This window comes from Streptococcus raffinosi, assembly GCF_030284685.1.
GTDB lineage: Bacteria > Bacillota > Bacilli > Lactobacillales > Streptococcaceae > Streptococcus > Streptococcus raffinosi.
The window spans coordinates 21,072-38,995 of the sequence record NZ_JASUZV010000011.1 but is presented as its reverse complement, the minus strand read 5'-3'; the positions used below and the strand labels follow the sequence as shown (position 1 = coordinate 38,995).

At 40.2% G+C, this 17,924-nt stretch carries 17 protein-coding genes; 3 read left to right on the top strand and 14 right to left on the bottom strand.

Going from position 1 to position 17,924, the window contains the following annotated elements:
- Nucleotides 1–69: 69 nt before the first annotated feature.
- The 13 genes from QRD39_RS07955 to mecA form a co-directional block, all read right to left on the bottom strand.
- On the bottom strand, nucleotides 70–429 hold the full coding sequence (locus QRD39_RS07955; protein ID WP_143567623.1) for a hypothetical protein: 360 nt from the start codon (nucleotides 427–429) through the stop codon (nucleotides 70–72).
- Between the two features lie 122 nt (nucleotides 430–551).
- On the bottom strand, nucleotides 552–1,490 hold the full coding sequence (locus QRD39_RS07950; protein ID WP_008535734.1) for an ABC transporter ATP-binding protein: 939 nt from the start codon (nucleotides 1,488–1,490) through the stop codon (nucleotides 552–554).
- A 1-nt stretch (nucleotide 1,491) separates the two neighbouring features.
- Entirely contained in the window at nucleotides 1,492–2,532 is a 1,041-nt protein-coding gene (locus QRD39_RS07945; protein ID WP_021151367.1) for an ABC transporter ATP-binding protein, read from the bottom strand.
- A gap of 13 nt (nucleotides 2,533–2,545) precedes the next feature.
- On the bottom strand, nucleotides 2,546–3,580 hold the full coding sequence (locus QRD39_RS07940; RefSeq protein WP_285956189.1) for an ABC transporter permease: 1,035 nt from the start codon (nucleotides 3,578–3,580) through the stop codon (nucleotides 2,546–2,548).
- A gap of 7 nt (nucleotides 3,581–3,587) precedes the next feature.
- Nucleotides 3,588–4,502, bottom strand: a complete 915-nt coding sequence (locus tag QRD39_RS07935) for an ABC transporter permease (protein WP_004183834.1) — start codon at nucleotides 4,500–4,502, stop codon at nucleotides 3,588–3,590.
- Between the two features lie 130 nt (nucleotides 4,503–4,632).
- Complete coding sequence (locus tag QRD39_RS07930; protein WP_004183835.1) at nucleotides 4,633–6,279, bottom strand: peptide ABC transporter substrate-binding protein; 1,647 nt, start codon at nucleotides 6,277–6,279, stop codon at nucleotides 4,633–4,635.
- Nucleotides 6,280–6,564: 285 nt separating this feature from the next.
- Entirely contained in the window at nucleotides 6,565–7,983 is a 1,419-nt protein-coding gene (gene sufB, locus QRD39_RS07925) for a Fe-S cluster assembly protein SufB (RefSeq protein WP_004183836.1), read from the bottom strand.
- Nucleotides 7,984–8,023: 40 nt separating this feature from the next.
- The gene (sufU, locus tag QRD39_RS07920; RefSeq protein WP_008535729.1) at nucleotides 8,024–8,458 is read right to left on the bottom strand and encodes a Fe-S cluster assembly sulfur transfer protein SufU; all 435 of its coding nucleotides are present in this window, start codon (nucleotides 8,456–8,458) and stop codon (nucleotides 8,024–8,026) included.
- Nucleotides 8,445–9,677 (bottom strand): cysteine desulfurase, encoded by a 1,233-nt coding sequence (locus QRD39_RS07915; protein WP_008535728.1) that lies wholly within the window; start codon nucleotides 9,675–9,677, stop codon nucleotides 8,445–8,447. The genes sufU and QRD39_RS07915 overlap by 14 nt, the downstream gene beginning before the upstream one ends.
- Before the next feature lie 53 nt (nucleotides 9,678–9,730).
- A complete protein-coding gene (gene sufD / locus QRD39_RS07910; RefSeq protein ID WP_285956162.1) occupies nucleotides 9,731–10,993 on the bottom strand; it encodes a Fe-S cluster assembly protein SufD in 1,263 nt (420 codons plus the stop codon).
- A gap of 36 nt (nucleotides 10,994–11,029) precedes the next feature.
- Entirely contained in the window at nucleotides 11,030–11,800 is a 771-nt protein-coding gene (sufC, locus tag QRD39_RS07905) for a Fe-S cluster assembly ATPase SufC (protein ID WP_021144922.1), read from the bottom strand.
- A 159-nt stretch (nucleotides 11,801–11,959) separates the two neighbouring features.
- Nucleotides 11,960–13,117, bottom strand: coding sequence for a glycosyltransferase family 4 protein (locus QRD39_RS07900; RefSeq protein ID WP_008535725.1), 1,158 nt, complete (start codon nucleotides 13,115–13,117; stop codon nucleotides 11,960–11,962).
- Between the two features lie 3 nt (nucleotides 13,118–13,120).
- On the bottom strand, nucleotides 13,121–13,870 hold the full coding sequence (gene mecA, locus QRD39_RS07895) for an adaptor protein MecA (RefSeq protein ID WP_008535724.1): 750 nt from the start codon (nucleotides 13,868–13,870) through the stop codon (nucleotides 13,121–13,123).
- A gap of 206 nt (nucleotides 13,871–14,076) precedes the next feature.
- On the opposite strand from mecA, the gene QRD39_RS07890 reads away from it, so the two are divergent.
- A complete protein-coding gene (locus QRD39_RS07890) occupies nucleotides 14,077–14,448 on the top strand; it encodes a DUF3021 family protein (protein ID WP_037620112.1) in 372 nt (123 codons plus the stop codon).
- A 59-nt stretch (nucleotides 14,449–14,507) separates the two neighbouring features.
- On the opposite strand, the gene QRD39_RS07885 is transcribed toward QRD39_RS07890, so the two are convergent.
- Nucleotides 14,508–15,362: an undecaprenyl-diphosphate phosphatase gene (locus QRD39_RS07885; protein WP_008535722.1), complete on the bottom strand. Its 855-nt coding sequence runs from the start codon at nucleotides 15,360–15,362 to the stop codon at nucleotides 14,508–14,510.
- Nucleotides 15,363–15,565: 203 nt separating this feature from the next.
- Between QRD39_RS07885 and QRD39_RS07880 the strand changes: the two genes are divergently transcribed.
- Together QRD39_RS07880 and QRD39_RS07875 are read left to right on the top strand one after the other, a co-directional pair.
- Nucleotides 15,566–17,116, top strand: a complete 1,551-nt coding sequence (locus tag QRD39_RS07880) for an ABC transporter substrate-binding protein/permease (RefSeq protein ID WP_285956161.1) — start codon at nucleotides 15,566–15,568, stop codon at nucleotides 17,114–17,116.
- Nucleotides 17,116–17,856 carry an amino acid ABC transporter ATP-binding protein gene (locus tag QRD39_RS07875; protein WP_285956160.1) on the top strand — a complete coding sequence of 247 codons (741 nt, stop codon included), beginning with the start codon at nucleotides 17,116–17,118 and terminating at the stop codon, nucleotides 17,854–17,856. The genes QRD39_RS07880 and QRD39_RS07875 overlap by 1 nt, the downstream gene beginning before the upstream one ends.
- The last annotated feature ends 68 nt before the right edge of the window (nucleotides 17,857–17,924 follow it).

Genomic DNA, 17,924 nt, shown 5'->3' with positions numbered 1-17,924 from the left:
TATAACACAAAAAAGAGGGTGGAAAAGTCGTAAACGCTTGGCGTTTCCTCTCCCACTCTCTCTAGCAAATTACCATGAAAATTCTGAAAGTTTAGCTTTCCAGTCCATTATTTGGCGATTATCAAGTTGATGTTTTTCTCTTATTAATGGCGGTAAATTCTCCAAATAATCAATATAAACACTCACCAAAAGCTTATAATCATTAGGCGTCAAACGTTTGAGTTGACCATGGACAAAGTCAGTTGCCTGACGGTATTTGGAACGAAGCACCAAATCATCAATATAGTCATTCCCACTAACCATTTGACCATTTTCATCTTCGACCTGACCCAAATCAATATCCAGACTCTCAAACTTAAAAACCTTACTGACGACATTGGCTGTCCCACGAATCTGATTGAGCAACCAGTCGTTATTATACACTCCCATGTTAGTCCCCTTTCACTATTGCTGTATCACCTTTATTATACTGTTTTGCCTAGGTATTGTAAACGTTTGCTCACCTAAAAAATAAAAAGGAGGCGACTAAGGAATCACCACCTTTTTACGGTTTAATTTGCCTTGGCTTCTTCTTTGTAATTCTTAGCCTCTGCTTCTGTAGCATAAACAAAATGTCCTGGTCGGATTTCATACATTTGTCTACTTTCCCCATCATTTTCAATAGAGGAATCGTAAATCAAATGTTGACGCTTACGCTCTCTTTCTGGATCTGGTTCTGGAATTGCAGATAATAGACTCTTCGTATAAGGATGAATCGGGTTATGATAAATCTCATCTGCAGGTCCTACTTCAAGGAGTTTACCCCAATGCATTACACCAATACGATCGGATATATATTTAACCATTGATAGGTCATGGGCAATAAACAAATATGTTAATCCCTGTTCATGTTGCAACTTCTGCATCAAATTAACCACCTGTGCTTGAATAGAGACATCCAAAGCAGAAATCGGTTCGTCTGCTACGATAAAATGAGGATTAACCGCTAAAGCACGCGCAATACCAATCCTTTGGCGTTGACCACCAGAAAACTCATGAGGATATCTTGATAAGTGATCTTCATTTAATCCTACCAAATCAATGAGCTCTTTAACCTTGGCTTCACGTTCTTCTTTGGTTTTAGCCAATTTATGAATATCAATACCTTCAGCAATAATATCACGGATTTTCATGCGTCCATTAAGACTAGCTTGAGGATCTTGAAAAATCATCTGAGCTGTCTTACGGAATTCATGAAGGTCTTTCCCTTTTAAGCTTGATATGTCATTACCTGCAAAGGTAACAGTACCCGAATCAATATCATAAAGCTTTAAAATAGAACGCCCAATGGTTGTTTTACCTGAACCAGATTCACCAACTAGGCCAAAAATTTCACCCTCATAGATATCAAAGCTAACGTCATCAATCGCCTTAACTTCGTTTGATTTTCCTTTATTAAAAGTTAGAGACACATTTTTTAGTTCTACTAACTTCTTACGTTCTTGTGTCATCTTATTTCTCCTTCATCTTTGACCATTTTTCCCATCGTTTCAATATTGGTGAAGGAGGGGTTACTTTAGGAGCTCGTTCATCCAAGAGCCATGTTGCTGCAAAATGCGTATCTGATACCTTAAACATTGGCGGTTCTTCCTGATAATCAATATCTAAAGCAAAGGCATTTCGAGCAGCAAAGGCATCACCTTTAGGAGGATAAAGCAAATCTGGAGGAGTCCCTGGAATAGCTTCTAGGCTACCAGATTCTGTTTCTGTTGTAGGCATAGAGTTAAGAAGACCCCATGTGTATGGGTGTTGCGGATTGTAGAAAACCTCATCCACAGTCCCATATTCCACTATTTTACCAGCATACATTACCGCCACACGATCAGCCATCCCAGCAACAACACCCAAGTCATGTGTAATAAAAATAATGGATGAATCACGCTTTTCTTGGATTTTTTTCATCAGATGAAGAATTTGTGCTTGAATCGTAACATCTAAGGCAGTAGTAGGCTCATCAGCAATCAAAATTTCAGGATTTGCAGCTAGAGCAATGGCAATTACTGCTCTTTGACGCATTCCCCCTGACCATTGGTGAGGGTAGTCATTTATATGTTCTTCGGCATTAGGTATGCCAACATCTTTCATTAATTGTAAAGCCATATCTATGGCTTCTTTTTGAGATACCTTGGTATGAAGCATGATAGGCTCAGCAATTTGGCGCCCAATTTTCATAGTAGGGTCAAGACTGGTCATAGGATCCTGAAAAATCATAGCAATATCATTTCCACGAACCTTAACCCAATCTTCCTCCTTCAAGGTTTGCATATCACGCCCCTTAAAGGTAATGTCTCCAGTTACCTTAGCGTTTTTGTCTGATAGACCCATTAGCGTCCTTGTCGTTACAGACTTTCCTGAACCAGATTCACCAACAATCGCTAGTGTCTCACCTTTTTTCAAGTCAAAATTGACATCACGAATCGCTTTTACTTCTCCAGCGTAAGTATGAAAATTAACATGGAGATTTTTTACACTTAAAATCGTTTCTTTCATCATTATTACGCTCCTATTAGTTTTCTTTGTTAGATTTAGGGTCAAACGCATCACGCAAGCCGTCCCCTAAAAGAATAAAGGCAAGAGAGATAAAAACAAGAGCCAAGGCAGGAATAACCACCTGATAAGGGTAGTATTGGAGATTTTCAGAAGCATCTGTAATCAACGAACCTAAAGAAGCTGTTGGTGGCTTAACCCCCAAATTGATAGCTGACAGAACCGCTTCGTACATAATAGCACTTGGAACTGTCATCATAATTTGAACAATAATGATACCTGAAATATTTGGTAAAACATGTTTAAAAGCTATCTTGAATTTATTTTCACCCAAAGCACGTGAGGCTAAAACAAATTCACGTTCTCGGTAAGATAGGGTCAAATTACGTACTTGACGCGCCATGGACGTCCATCCGACTATGGCAATTGAGATAATGATTGACAACACACCACTACCCAAAAGAAGCCCTAACATCGTTACTATGACCAAGTTAGGGATAGATGAGATGACCTCAATAACACGTTGCATGAAGAGGTCAATCTTCCCACCTAAGAAACCTGACACCAGACCATAGGTCACTCCAATAATCAAATCAATTAAAGTAGCAACGATGGCAATTAAGAGAGAGATACGTATACCAACAATCACACGTTTCGCTAAGCTACGTCCCAGATTGTCAGTTCCCAAAATAAATTTATCGTCTTTTGGAACTGATTGATCAGAGTACACATCATTAGGCTCCGTATTACCTGAAAATACAATACTACCATTCCAGAATGGTAAGCTATCTGATAGTTTAGGTGGTAAATTACGATATGTCTTAACTTCATCACCATTAAAACTATTAGCATCCTTGGCATTAACAAAGAAATTTGAGCCAATTGAAAAGACCAGTAGAATGGCTAAAAACCAAAGGGATATGGTCGCCAATTTATTTTTTTTCAGACGTCTCCAAGCATCTTGTGTAAAAGAAAGAGTCGGTTTTTCAATTTTTTCTTGTGATTCAGTGTTTCCAGCACCAACAAGTTTGAATAGTTTTTTTTCTTCCATGATACTCTCCTTACTTCAGACGGACACGTGGATCCACAAAACTAGTAATGATATCTGTCAATAAGATAGCTACCATAAGCATAACGGCATAAACGATAGTGGTTCCCATAATGACAGGATAATCTTTTGTTGGAATAGAGGTAACAAACTGTTGGCCAATTCCAGGAATTGAGAAAATCTGCTCTATGAGTGCTGAACCTGTTAAAATATTAGCAGCCATTGGACCGATTAAGGTAAGAACAGGAATCATTGAATTGCGATAAGCATGTCGATTACTAATTTGACGTGCTGTTAACCCCTTAGCCCTAGCTAGTTGAATATAATCAGTATTCATGGTTTCAATCATTTCACTACGGAAAAAACGAGTAACTTGAGCAAATACTGGAATAGCAAGAGCTAAAGTAGGTAAAATCGTTTGGCTAAATGAACCCCATCCAGATAAAGGAAGAACTCCCCACTTAAATCCAAGGTAATCCAAAAGCAAAAGACCAATAATGAATGAAGGCACTGAAATACCGAGTGTTGATAGCACGCTCAAGATATTATCAATCCAGTTATTTTTATTACGTGCTGACACTGCTCCTACAAAAAGACCAGACAATACCCCAACGACAAGGGCTTGAATACCCAGTTGCGCTGAAACTGCCAAACGCTGACTAATCATCATGCTAACAGGCTGATTTGCAGACTGATAACTTGTTCCTAAATCACCGTGCAGGACATTCCATAGATATTGCAAATACTGTTGCCATACTGGCTTATCTAAGCCATATTGCTTATTCATAACCGCAATCATATCATTCGTTAATTTGGGATTATTGAATGGTGATCCCGGCATAACTTGCATTAGGAAGAAAGATAGAGTGACAACCACCCATAGGGTAACTAGCAAAATAGCTATCCTTTTCAATAAATATTTCGTCATAAAATTTCCTTTATGTAACAACGAAAGAAGCTGGGACTAAAGCCGCCAGCTTCTTAGTTCATTTTGCGATAAACGTACATACAGTAGCTGATGAATGTTCTACTTTACTCTGTCATTATAATGATAGCAATTATTTATCTTTATAAGCATAGGTGAAGTCAACATCAAGACCAGTTGAGTTACGTACAAGTCCTTTGATTGAAGGATTTTGCAAGCCTTTTGTAAATCGGAAGTAAATCGGATTATACATCGCTTCATCATAAAGTGCTTTTTCAGCAGCTTTATAATCATTTGCAGCGGCTGTTGGATCTAATGCATCAGTCGAAATAGCTTTTTCATAGGCTGCATCGTATGTAGAGCTATTTGCCTTACCATAGTTATAAGCGGAATTTGAAGTGAACAAGCTATAGAATGTTGATCCTTCTGGATAGTCACCACCCCAAAGAACAAGAGCAACATCAAAGTTTTGATTCTTAGTATCTTCAAGACGTTGTTTAAATGTCACAAATTTTTCTTCAACAGTCAAACCAGGAAGAGCTTTTTCCCAAGTTTCTTTAATGTAATCAACTGCAGCTTTAGAAACAGGTGAATCTGAATCTGCTGTAATTGTCAATTTCAAGTCACTTAAACCAGCTTCAGCAAGACCTTCTTTGAAGAGCTTAGCTGCTTCTTCCTTGTTATAGCTATAGCCAGGTGCCACATATTTAGATAAATCAGTACCATCAGGTAATTTTTCCAATCCAGTAGGTGCAAAACTAGTTGCTGGGACTGAACCTGTATCAACCGCAGCTTCGACAATACCTTTACGGTCAGTAGCAAGGTTGAGAGCTTGACGGATTTTAAGATTATCTAGACCTTTAACTTTACCAGTTTCATTATAGGTCATATAACTTGTTGTTGCTTCTGGAACTGTAACAACATCTTTGTTTTTCTTATTGGCATTAAAAATAGCAGACGTATTTGAAATATTTGCAAAGTCAAGTTGACCTTGTTTATACATTTGGACGGCTGTATCAGGTTTTTTAACCGTTTGAATATTGATTGTCTTTGTTTTAACGTGCTTAGCATCCCAGTAATTGTCATTTTTGACAAGTTTGAAGCTACCACTTGTACCATTCCAATTTTCAACTTTAAAAGGTCCAGAATAAATTTGTTTATCAGACTTCGTTCCGTATTGTTTTCCAGTCTTTTCTACAAATTCCTTATGTTGTGGGACAAAGTTTGAGAATGACAAAAGACTCTTGAATTGTGGAGAAGGATTTGACAAAGTAAAGATAACTTTATTTCCTTCAGCCTTAACACCCAATTCATCAACGCTCTTCTTACCAGCAATAATGTCTGCAGCATTAACAAGGTGAGAATCTGAAGCAAGGTAAGCATACTCAGAAGCTGTAGCAGGATCAACCATACGTTGCCAAGTATAGACAAAGTCCTCAGCAGTAAGCTTAGTACCATCTGAATACTTCAAGTCATCTCTAAGAGTCGCTGTATAAGTCAAACCATCAGCTGATACATCAACCTTTTTAGCCAAATCAGGTTGCAACTTCCCATCTTTATCAACACGAAGTAAGTTACTTTCTGAGTTCCCAAGCGCCAAGGCTGAATAGTGATCTGTATTTTTAGAAATATCAAGGGTCAATATTTCAGTAGGGGTGTACCAGTTAATTTCATCTTTACTTGAGGTTGATTTTGAGCCACAAGCAGCAAGAAGTGTTGCAGAAGCTAAAGTAATTACTCCAACGGCTACAATACTCTTAAAGTTACGTTTCTTAATCATAATTATAAGAAACCTCCTCCAATAAAAAATTTACTTTCGTGTATAATTATACCTTAAAATTATCTAAAGTAAAGACGTAATTCTTAATAATTCGACAATTCAGTTATTTTTGTCTTTAAAAAGACTCGAAATATCCCAAAAATGATGCATTTATAGCTCTTGCTTCGCTATACATAGGCGATTTACAATCAATGCCAACAAAAAAAGGCTAAGATGCCTATCTTAACCTTTTTTGTTTTGAACTAAATTCTCAGTTTACTCTGTATTTATACACGAGCTTACTTCTTACCCAACTGATCCTTCCATTTCATAACTAATCAAGCGGTTAAGCTCAACAGCATATTCCATTGGAAGTTCTTTGGTAAATGGTTCTACAAATCCCATGACAATCATTTCAGTTGCTTCTTGTTCGGAAAGACCACGACTCATGAGGTAGTAGAGTTGCTCTTCAGAAATCTTAGAAACTTTGGCTTCGTGTTCTAGGGCCACTTGAGAATTGTGAATTTCATTAAATGGAATCGTATCTGACTTAGATAAATCATCCATCAAGATCGTGTCACATTCAATGTGAGAACCAGACTTTTTAGAGTCCTTATTGAAAGTTACTTGACCACGATAGTCAACCTTACCACCATTACGGGCGATTGATTTAGAGACAATAGATGATGATGTATGTGGCGCATTATGGATCATCTTAGCTCCTGTGTCCTGGTGCTGACCAGCATTGGCAAAGGCGATAGAAAGCATAGTCCCACGCGCACCTTCACCATCTAGGTAAACTGATGGGTACTTCATTGTTTTCTTAGCACCAAGATTACCGTCAATCCACTCAACAGTCGCATTTTTCTTAGCAGTAGCACGTTTGGTTACCAAATTATAGACGCTATCTGACCAGTTTTGAATGGTTGAATAACGCATATAGGCTCCTTCAAGCGCAAAGATTTCAACGATAGCCGCATGAAGGCTGGCTGAAGTATAGGTTGGTGCCGTACAGCCTTCCACATAGTGAACGCTGGCCCCTTCATCAACGATGATGAGTGTGCGTTCAAACTGAGCCGTAGCTTCATTATTGATACGGAAGTAGGTTTGAAGTGGGATATCTACCTTAACACCTTTTGGCACATAAATAAAGGTACCGCCTGACCAGAAGGCTGAGTTAAGGGCCGCAAATTTGTTATCTGTTGGAGGAACCAGTTTTGAGAAGTACTTCTTGAAGAGTTCTGGGTACTCTTTAAGAGCTGAGTCTGTATCCGTAAAGATGATTCCCAACTTATCGTACTCTTCTTTCATATTGTGGTAAACCACTTCTGATTCATACTGAGCCGAAGCTCCTGCCAGGTAAGCACGTTCAGCTTCGGGGATACCAATACGTTCAAAGGTTTCCTTGATTTTTTCAGGAACATCTTCCCAATCACGAGCAGGTCTGTCTGACGCTTTTTGGAAATAGGTCAAGTCATCAAAGTCGATTTCAGAAAGGTCTGGTCCCCACTCTTGCATAGGCATTTTATTAAAGGTTTCCAATGATTTCAAGCGGAATTCAAGCATCCACTCAGGTTCCCCTTTTTCAGCAGACATGGCACGAACCACGTCTTCACTGATTCCTTTTCCTGTTGAAAAGACTGGTGTCACATCATCATGGAAACCGTATTTATATTCCCCAAGATCAATGGGTTTTGGTTCTACTTTTTCATTTGTTTCAGTCATAGTATTTTCCTTTTTTAAAGGGTTGATTAGTTTTCTTATTTTAAAGCTCGCTTCTCTCTATAGCCTTTTTGAGAGCATTCCAAGAGAGGGTTGCACATTTGATACGTTGTGGAAATTTGGAAACTCCTGCCAAGAGCTTAGCTTCACCTAATTTATCTGTATTGATGTCATGTTCTCCTTGAATCATGAGCGAGAAAATTTCCGCCAGTTCTAAAGCTTCTGCCTTAGTCTTACCAATAACAGCATCCGTCATCATACTTGATGAGGCTGTCGAAATGGTACAACCATCGCCAGCAAAGGCAATGTCTTCAATCACGTCACCATCAAATTTGACTGACAGATTGATAACATCTCCACAAGTCGGATTATTCAGTTGAAGTTGCTCCACATCAGGCAAAACACCATGATGGTGAGGGCTCTTAGAGTGGTCGGCCACAACAGCCATATATAAACTATCTAGTCTAGAGAGTGCCATTGAAAAACTCCTTCGTCGCAAGAATTGCCTCCACAAGCTTGTCACAATCCTCTTTGGTATTGTAAACATAGAAGCTCGCACGGGCAGCTGATGAAATACCTAAATGAGTGATCAACGGCTGGGCACAGTGGTGACCTGCACGCACGGCCACCCCTTCATAATCAAGGGCAGTCGCCACATCATGGGGATGAAGTCCATCAATATTAAAGGCAATAACACCAGTATGTTGATTAGGATCTTCTGGACCATAAACCGTCAAACCTTCAATTGCTTGAAGCTTAGGCAAAACATAGTCAACCAATTCTTGCTCGTAAGCATGAACATTTTCCATACCCAGGTTAGTGAGGTAGTCCACAGCAGCACCAAGAGCAATAGCTCCTGCAATATTAGGTGTCCCAGCCTCGAATTTCCAAGGCAGTTCCTTCCAAGTGGCTTCTTGTTCGTAGACGAAATCAATCATCTCACCACCAAACTCAATAGGATTCATCTGGTTGAGAATTTCTTCCTTGCCATAAAGCACACCAATTCCTGTTGGACCTAACATCTTGTGCCCAGAAAGGGCAAAGAAATCACAATCCAAATCTTGAACATCAATGGTCATGTGAGGGGCAGATTGGGCACCATCCACAACCATATAAGCCCCAACTTGATGGGCTAACTGGGCAATCTCCTTAACAGGATTGATACAACCTAGAACGTTAGAAACCTGAGCCAGACTTACAAATTTTGTCTTTTCTGTAATCTTGTTGGTCAAGTCTTCCATATCCAACTGACCGTCTTTCAAGTAGGCATAGACAAGCTTAGCACCCGTCTTCTTACAAGCTTCTTGCCAAGGAATGACATTGGAGTGGTGCTCCATAATGGAAATAAGCACTTCGTCTCCTGGTTCAAGAACCTGCTCCGCAAAACGACCAACCCAGTTAAGACCGGTTGTCGTTCCACGTGTAAAGAGCACTTCTTTAGTTGTTTTCGCATTGATAAACTGACGTAACTTTTCACGACTAGCTTCGTAAGCAGCTGTTGCACGCTCTGCCAAGGTATGCACGCCACGGTGAACATTGGCATTATCCTCATGATAATAGGCCATAAGAGCGTCTAGAACTACTTGAGGTTTCTGAGTCGTCGCTGCATTATCCAAGTACACCAAGGGCTCATCATTAACTACTTGATCTAAAATGGCAAAATCTTGTCGAATCTTATAGGCATCTAAAGTTGACATCTTATCTCCCTATCTAGATATATCATAAGTTAGGCTATCTGTGTCGATAGTTCCTAACGTTTGTTTAGTTTGGTATCTGTTACAGAAATCATCTCGTCACGCACTTCTTTAACTGGGATTTCAGTGATAACTGCTCCCAAGAAGCCACGAATAACCAAACGTTCTGCAGTGTCTTGATCAAGTCCACGACTCATGAGGTAGTACATATCCTCTGGATCCACCTGACCGATTGAAGCAGCATGTCCTGCTGTAACTTCATTTTCATCAATCAAAAGGATTGGGTTAGCATCTGAACGGGCCTTGTCTGAAAGCATGAGCACACGGCTTTCTTGTTGCGCATCAGCACCCTTAGCACCTTTGACAATGTGACCAATACCATTGAAAGTCAAGGTACCACGTTCTAAGATAACCCCATGTTGTAGGATATGACCCACAGAGTTGTTACCATAGTTAGTCACACGAGTATCAATCCCTTGAACCTGACGGCCAGATGAAAGTCCGATAACCTTAAGATTAGCATGGCTACCATCACCAATCAAGTCACTATCAAAGTCTGCAATGACATTACCCTCGTTCATAATACCAAGAGCCCAATCAAGACTCGCATCACGACCGATACGTCCTCGACGACTGATATAGGTTGTCACATTTTCACCCAAACGGTCAATGGCCGCAAACTTAACTTGGGCACCGTCTTGAGCAATAACTTCTACAGAAATATTAGCACTGGCTTTTTCAGTCGCTTCACCTAGGGTTTCAAAACGTTCAAGGTAAGTCAATTTACTGTTTTTACCAGCTATAATTAAAATGTGTTTGTTAAACGGAACATTTGAAGTCCCATCTTGGTAGAAATAGCCCTCAACTGGCAAATCAGCTTCGACATTATCTGGCACGTAAAGGACCGCTGCACTATTGAAGTAGGCATAGTTATAAGCTGCCAATTTGTCCTCATCATAGGCTACAGCCTTACCAAAGAAGGCTTCAACGACTTCTGGGATTTCCTCAAGAGCAGTTGTAAGGTCTGTGAAGACCACACCTTGGCTAATCAAGTCAGCTGGCAATTGTTCAAGAACAGTATTTGTTCCTACTTGAACCAATTTAGGGTTGTTTCCGAGCGCTGTAAAATCAGGCACATTGGCTGATGGTTCATTTTCAGTAAGCGTACCATCACCGAGATTCCAACGATGGAATTTTACACGCTCAATTCTTGGAAGATCCAAGCTTTCAAGCTTATCAAAGGCTGCTTGACGAAGGTCTTGCAACCAGAGTGGCTCTGCTTTTGCTTGAGAAAAAGCGATAATAGATTCTTTTGACATAGGTTACTCCTTTTCTAGTTATTTCGAGTAACTGACTTAAGCTTCTTCGTGGTACTCGTAGCCGAGCTCTTCAGCGATTTTCGCATACCCTTCTTGCTCAAGACGAGCAGCCAATTCAGGACCGCCTGAAAGAACCACTTTTCCTTCCATCATCACGTGTACCACATCTGGAGTGATGTAGTTCAAGAGACGTTGGTAGTGAGTGATAATCATGGCACCAAAACCTTCACCACGCATGGCATTAACCCCTTTTGAAACTACTTTAAGGGCATCGATATCAAGACCTGAGTCAATTTCATCAAGAAGGGCAAATTTAGGTTCCAACATGAGCAATTGAAGAATTTCGTTACGTTTCTTCTCACCACCTGAGAAACCTTCATTAAGGTAACGCTCAGCCATTTCTTCACGCATACCAAGTAATTCCATTTTCTCATCCAATTTAGTGATGAAATCAAGGACAGAAATCTTATCCTCATCTTCTTTACCAGCGTTCATAGCCGCACGGATGAACTCAGCATTCGTAATCCCTGGGATCTCAGCTGGGTATTGCATGGCAAGGAAAAGACCGAGACGTGCACGTTCGTCAACTTCCAAATCAAGGATGCTTTCACCATCAAAAAGGATGTCACCTTCTGTGACCTCATAGTTTGGATTACCCATGATAGCAGCTGAGAGGGTAGATTTACCTGTTCCGTTAGGACCCATAATAGCAGCAATCTCACCCGTTTTAAGGGTCAAATTGAGACCCTTCAAGATTTCCTTATCTTCAACAGAAACATGAAGATTTTTGATTTCAAGTACAGACATTGTATACTCCTTTTTCATATATACAGCGAGACTCAGCTCGCAAAATATCATTATTTTTTGAAAACAGCATTGCTATTTTCTGGAAAACAGGAAACAAATTCCATCTTCCTTAATTAGAATTATTATAACAAAAAAGCCATTACTTGGCTTTTCAAATGTTTATTTTTTTCGTTCTTGCTTCCATTTCAACATGGTCGCTTGACGATAGTCGCTATTCCCGATAAATTTCAAGAGATTAAAGAGTGGTGTCCGACCAACGCCCCAAATCTCAAGCCCTTCAATCAGAATTTCCATTCCCAACATCAAGCTTAACAGTAAGAGAATACCACCTAGACGACTAGAAACATTAAGCAAGAGGGCAATCAATGAAAATAGGATAGCGATAGCATAGACTACTAAAACAGCTCCTCGATGAGTGAACCCCATAGCTAAAAGTCGGTGGTGTAAGTGCATCTTGTCAGCTTCCATAGCTGGACGCCCAGACAACTTACGACGGACAATGGCCACCACCGTATCTACAATCGGTACCCCAAGGATAATAACTGGCGATAAAATCGCTACAGCCGTTGCATTTTTCAAACCCTGAAGCGATAAGACACCAATCATAAAACCAATAAAGAGAGCCCCCGTATCACCGAGATAAATAATAGCAGGGTGATAGTTATAAGGGAAAAAGCCAACAATAGCCGCCACCAAGACAAAGATGGTCATGGTCAAGAAAATATCAGTATCATAGAGGAAGAAATAAGAAATTACCCCCATCGTCATAAGGGAAATGATGGAAACTCCTCCGACCAAACCGTCCAAACCATCAATCAGATTAATAGCATTGGTGATGGCAGTAATCCATAATACCGTTAAAATCAAAGTCAATACTGGCCCAAAATAAATCATAGGACCACCAAAAGGAATCTTAAAGCTATCAAATCGGAAGTCCGTAAAAGCCCACACGACGATTGCTCCAGTCATAATACCAATCATCTTAGGCAGAGGCTTTAATTCTAGAATATCATCAATAAAGCCTGTCAATGCGACGATAGCTCCCCCCACGACAACGGGTAGAATGTACCTAATATATGAAATATGCCAGATTTCCTTATGGATGACCATGGGCATGAACACCAAGGTTGATAATACAAAAGACAACAAAATGGCTAAACCACCTGCACTAGGCATTGGTTTTTTATTAATACGTCTAGCATTTGGATTGTCAACGGCTCCGACACGAAAGGCCAAAGAGCGAACTATAGGGGTCGTCACAACAGCGATTAAAAAAGCCCCAATCAAGACAAAAATATAGTTAATTGTCCAAGGCATATCTTAGCTCCATTTCGTTGCTTGTAATACCGGTAAGGCGTCCTCTTCCATCAAGATTATTGCATGCTCTTGTAGGTAGGCACGTGTGCGATCTGCCACATTTGCATATTCAAGGAAACGCGCATACATATTGTTCGCATAGTAATCAGGCTCATCGGCCAAGTAAAGAAGGATTGTCATATAGTAGGCATCGCCAAGTTTATACAGCTCAGAACCTTCTACAGGCACATCCTTCAAGCCTTGCGTAAAGGTCACCACTTGATCAAAATCAGAGAAAGCCAAGACGTAGTGGGTATAATCTTCACGAATGTTTTCCTCAGCTTCTTCTTTGCTAGGTTCTGTCATTGACTTATCAACTTCTTCCAAAGTCTTTTCGAGTTCTTCAAGCTTATGGTGAGCCTCAATATCTCCCTTATCCATGAAGTTTCCTTCAAGAGCCTTGAGAAACTCTTCTGGAGAAAGGCCAGAGTACTCATCCATGTCAGACAAATCGTTGAAGTCAAGTTCTTCCTTAATATCTGATTTGGTTACGAAAACATCCACACGGTCCTTGCGTGGCGTGACACGAAAGCTCAGCATTCCGCTATTTTTAAAGTTATCTGGCAAGTCCAACTCATCCATAACAGTGTAGAAAAATTCCTCTGTTTTTTCCTGGGGAATCAAGAAATCTTTCAACTCCATACCATGCTCTTCAAGATCTTCCATGGTAATCATGATTTTTAGAGTTGTCTCGCTTATTTGTTTCATTTCCATATGTAAAAAACCTCGCACGAGTAGTTATTTCATTATACTAGAAAAGCCAAGAGATAGCAATTTCTGAGCAAGTTTAGATCTTATTTTAAGAAGCTTTTCTAAAAATTCTCTAATGCTAACAAAACCTTGTATTTCCCCATTAATACCTATCATCTCCCCCAGAAAGTTGTATAATAAAAGTGAGCCTATACGTGGAGGTGATGACCATGACTGCCTACAAAAAAGGGTGGCTACGAGCTAGCATTGCTGGGGGAATAACGAGTTTATTGACGCTCCTTCTCTACTTATCCGGGCAACCCCATCAAGTAAATAAATCTACCTTTCTTACGGGGCTAATTGTCGCCATCATACTAGCAACTGCTCCCATTTACGACGATAACCGTTTATCGCTCAAACAGCAATCACTGCTCCACTTCTCAATCATGTGTGTTACCATCCTTCCAATTCTATGTTTATCTGGATGGTATCCCTTGCATAATGTCGTGGACTTCTTGAAAATCCTAGCTAGTTTCTTAACCTGCGGACTGGTCCTATGGTTGCTAGCTTATCTCATCTTTGGAAAACTTATCCACAAATGATTTCAAAACCAGATAAAAAGGACTCCAATTGAAGTCCTTTTCAGTTTACTTAAAAGTAATTATCCAAAAATAAGTTTGATCGCTCCATAGAGAAGCACGATAATACCAAGTACAATACGGTATTTTCCGAAAACCGTGAAGTCATGTTTCTTAATATAGTTCATCAAGAAGCGAATGACAAACAAGCTGACAACAAAGGCTGTTACACTAGCTACCAGGAGAATGGCTACTTGTCCTCCAGTCAATGTATTCCCATCAATAAAGTACTTAACTGCCTTAAGACCACTGTAACCAAACATGGTTGGAATACCAAGGAAGAAAGTGAAGTCAGCGGCTACGCTACGGCTAGTACCAACGATGATACCCCCAAGAATAGTAGCACCTGAACGGCTTGTCCCTGGGATGATACTCAAAACTTGGAAAAGACCGATATAGAAAGCTGTCTTGTAAGACATACGTGCCAAATCGGTTACCTTAGGTTCAACACGTCGATTACGGTCCTCAATCCAAATAAAGGCAATCCCGTAGACCACCAACATGATGGCTACAACAAGGAAATTACTGAGGTGAGCTTCCATCCAATCATCCAAAAAGAGTCCAATGAAAGCTGAAGGGATACAAGCAATGACTACCTTAAGCCAAAGTTGCCAAGTCAATTGCACTTCACGTGCTGTCTTACCAGGTTGGAAGGGATTCAAACGTTTAAAGTAGATGACCATAACCGCCAGAATAGCACCAAGTTGGATTACGATATTAAACATATCAATGAAGGCTTTACTTTGTCTCAAGTTCAAGAATTCATTAACCAAAATCAAGTGACCTGTTGACGAAATAGGCAACCACTCAGTGACTCCTTCAACAACCCCTAGAAAAACCGCTTTTAGTAATTCAATAATATACTGTGCCGTTTGCATAATTCACTCCGTTTAAAAATGTTAGTCTTATCACACTAATAATGAGTAAGGCTCTAAATTGTCCTTCCCATTATATCAAATTAGCAACTGTATTTAAAGACAATCCTGATATACAGTTTTTTTCTAGTCTTAACTTATTGTCATCAGTCCTAATTTCCTGTAAAATGGTAAGGAATGACATTTTTATAGGAGACATTGTTTCAATGAAAAAAATTATTGTAGCCTGCTTTGCAGCGCTTCTCCTCGTTTTTGGTGGGGTATCAAGCGCTCAAGCAGACGAGTATCTCCGTGTCGGGATGGAGGCTGCCTACGCACCTTTTAACTGGACACAGGACGATAACTCAAATGGAGCTGTTCCAATCGAAGGAACAAAACAGTATGCCAACGGTTATGACGTGCAAATCGCTAAAAAAATCGCTGAAGCTCAAGGTAAGAAACCTTTAGTCGTCAAAACGGCCTGGACCGGTCTCATCCCTGCCCTCACATCTAGTAAGATTGATATGATTGTTGCAGGTATGAGTACAACTGCTGAACGCCGTAAAGAAATCAACTTCTCAGATAGCTACTATACGAGTGAACCTGTAGTTGTGGTCGATGCAAAAGGTAAGTATGCCAATGCAAAAACGATTGACGATTTCAAGGGGGCCAAGATTACTGCCCAACAGGGAAACTACTTGGTAGACCTAATCACACAAATTCCAAATGTTGATAAACAAACACCCATGAGTGACTTTGGTGCCATGCGTCAAGCGCTATCTTCTGGCATTATTGATGGTTATATCTCTGAGAGACCTGAAGCACTCACAGCTGAGGCAGCTAGCTCAACTTACAAGATGATAGCTCTCAAAAAAGGTGACGGATTCAAGGTCTCTAACGACGACATTTCGATTGCCGTTGGTCTTCGTAAGGACGATACAGAAACACTCACTCAAGTTAATAAGGTCCTTGCCACTATTAGTCAAGATGACCGAGCTAAACTCATGAACCACATCATTAGTATTCAGCCTGCTGAAAAACATGATGAAACAAAGAAGACTGGCTTCTTTAGCCAAATGGCAACTATTCTAAGTAAAAACTGGCCACAATTCTTACGTGGTACAGGAATTACCCTTCTTATCTCAATTATCGGTACAGTAGTGGGTACTTTCATCGGTCTTATGATTGGTGTTTACCGCACAGCTCCTAAAGCTGCTAATAAATTTGTAGCCTTGCTCCAAAAACTCTTCGGTTGGGTTCTTAATGTCTATATCGAAGTTTTCCGTGGCACTCCTATGATTGTACAATCTATGGTTATCTACTACGGTACTGCCCAAGCCTTTGGTATCAACATTGACCGTACCCTAGCCGCTGTTATTATCGTTTCTATTAATACCGGTGCCTACATGAGTGAAATCGTTCGTGGTGGTATCTTCGCAGTAGACAAGGGACAATTCGAAGCCGCAACTGCTCTTGGTTTCTCTCACGGTCAAACCATGCGTAAGATTGTTCTTCCACAGGTTATCCGTAACATCTTGCCAGCCACTGGTAATGAATTCGTTATCAACATCAAGGATACTTCTGTTTTGAACGTTATCTCTGTTGTCGAACTTTACTTCGCTGGTAATACTGTGGCAACACAAACTTACCAATACTTCCAAACATTCTTTGTTATCGCAGCCATCTACTTTGTCCTTACCTTTACAGTGACACGTATCTTACGTTACGTAGAACGCCGCTTTGACCAAGATACTTACACACAAGGAGGGGCTCACTAATGACTGAGACGATTTTAGAAATCAAAAACCTCAAAAAATCATACGGAAAAAATGAAGTCCTTAAAGATATCTCCCTCAGTGTTAAAGAAGGAGAAGTTATCTCAATTATTGGTTCGTCAGGTTCAGGTAAATCAACCTTCCTTCGCTCCATTAACTTGCTTGAGTCACCTTCAGGCGGTGAGATTCTCTTCCATGGAGAAAATGTTCTTGAAAAGGGCTATAATCTTACTGCTTATCGTGAAAAGCTTGGAATGGTGTTCCAATCCTTCAACCTCTTTGAAAACCTCAACGTTTTAGAAAATGCCATCGTGGCTCAAACAACTGTTCTCAAACGTGATCGCAAAGAAGCTGAAAGCATCGCCAAGGCAAATTTGGAGAAAGTTGGCATGGGGGAACAATATTGGAAAGCTAAACCAAAACAACTTTCAGGAGGGCAAAAACAGCGTGTTGCTATCGCTCGCGCCCTCTCTGTAAATCCAGAAGCCATCCTCTTTGATGAACCTACTTCAGCCCTAGACCCAGAAATGGTTGGGGAAGTTCTCAAGACCATGCAGGAACTATCTCAAACTGGTTTAACCATGATCATCGTAACCCATGAAATGGAGTTCGCACGTGACGTTTCAGACCGTGTCATCTTCATGGACCAGGGTGTTATCGCTGAACAAGGTAGTCCAGAACAACTCTTTGAAAATCCTAAGGAAGAACGTACCAAGGAATTCCTCAAACGTTTCTTGGGATAAAAACGAAAAAGTTAAGGTTGCAACCTTAACTTTTTTTAGATGCTCTGACAAAGGTTTAAATGAAGATT

Excerpts from the sequence above, each read along its gene's own strand:
- QRD39_RS07955 (WP_143567623.1), bottom strand. The coding sequence starts at position 429 with ATGGGAGTGTATAATAACGACTGGTTGCTCAATCAGATTCGTGGGACA.
- QRD39_RS07950 (WP_008535734.1), bottom strand. The coding sequence starts at position 1,490 with ATGACACAAGAACGTAAGAAGTTAGTAGAACTAAAAAATGTGTCTCTA.
- QRD39_RS07945 (WP_021151367.1), bottom strand. The coding sequence starts at position 2,532 with ATGATGAAAGAAACGATTTTAAGTGTAAAAAATCTCCATGTTAATTTT.
- QRD39_RS07935 (WP_004183834.1), bottom strand. The coding sequence starts at position 4,502 with ATGACGAAATATTTATTGAAAAGGATAGCTATTTTGCTAGTTACCCTA.
- QRD39_RS07930 (WP_004183835.1), bottom strand. The coding sequence starts at position 6,279 with ATGATTAAGAAACGTAACTTTAAGAGTATTGTAGCCGTTGGAGTAATT.
- sufB (WP_004183836.1), bottom strand. The coding sequence starts at position 7,983 with ATGACTGAAACAAATGAAAAAGTAGAACCAAAACCCATTGATCTTGGG.
- sufU (WP_008535729.1), bottom strand. The coding sequence starts at position 8,458 with ATGGCACTCTCTAGACTAGATAGTTTATATATGGCTGTTGTGGCCGAC.
- QRD39_RS07915 (WP_008535728.1), bottom strand. The coding sequence starts at position 9,677 with ATGTCAACTTTAGATGCCTATAAGATTCGACAAGATTTTGCCATTTTA.
- sufD (WP_285956162.1), bottom strand. The coding sequence starts at position 10,993 with ATGTCAAAAGAATCTATTATCGCTTTTTCTCAAGCAAAAGCAGAGCCA.
- sufC (WP_021144922.1), bottom strand. The coding sequence starts at position 11,800 with ATGTCTGTACTTGAAATCAAAAATCTTCATGTTTCTGTTGAAGATAAG.
- QRD39_RS07900 (WP_008535725.1), bottom strand. The coding sequence starts at position 13,117 with ATGCCTTGGACAATTAACTATATTTTTGTCTTGATTGGGGCTTTTTTA.
- mecA (WP_008535724.1), bottom strand. The coding sequence starts at position 13,870 with ATGGAAATGAAACAAATAAGCGAGACAACTCTAAAAATCATGATTACC.
- QRD39_RS07890 (WP_037620112.1), top strand. The coding sequence starts at position 14,077 with ATGACTGCCTACAAAAAAGGGTGGCTACGAGCTAGCATTGCTGGGGGA.
- QRD39_RS07885 (WP_008535722.1), bottom strand. The coding sequence starts at position 15,362 with ATGCAAACGGCACAGTATATTATTGAATTACTAAAAGCGGTTTTTCTA.
- QRD39_RS07880 (WP_285956161.1), top strand. The coding sequence starts at position 15,566 with ATGAAAAAAATTATTGTAGCCTGCTTTGCAGCGCTTCTCCTCGTTTTT.
- QRD39_RS07875 (WP_285956160.1), top strand. The coding sequence starts at position 17,116 with ATGACTGAGACGATTTTAGAAATCAAAAACCTCAAAAAATCATACGGA.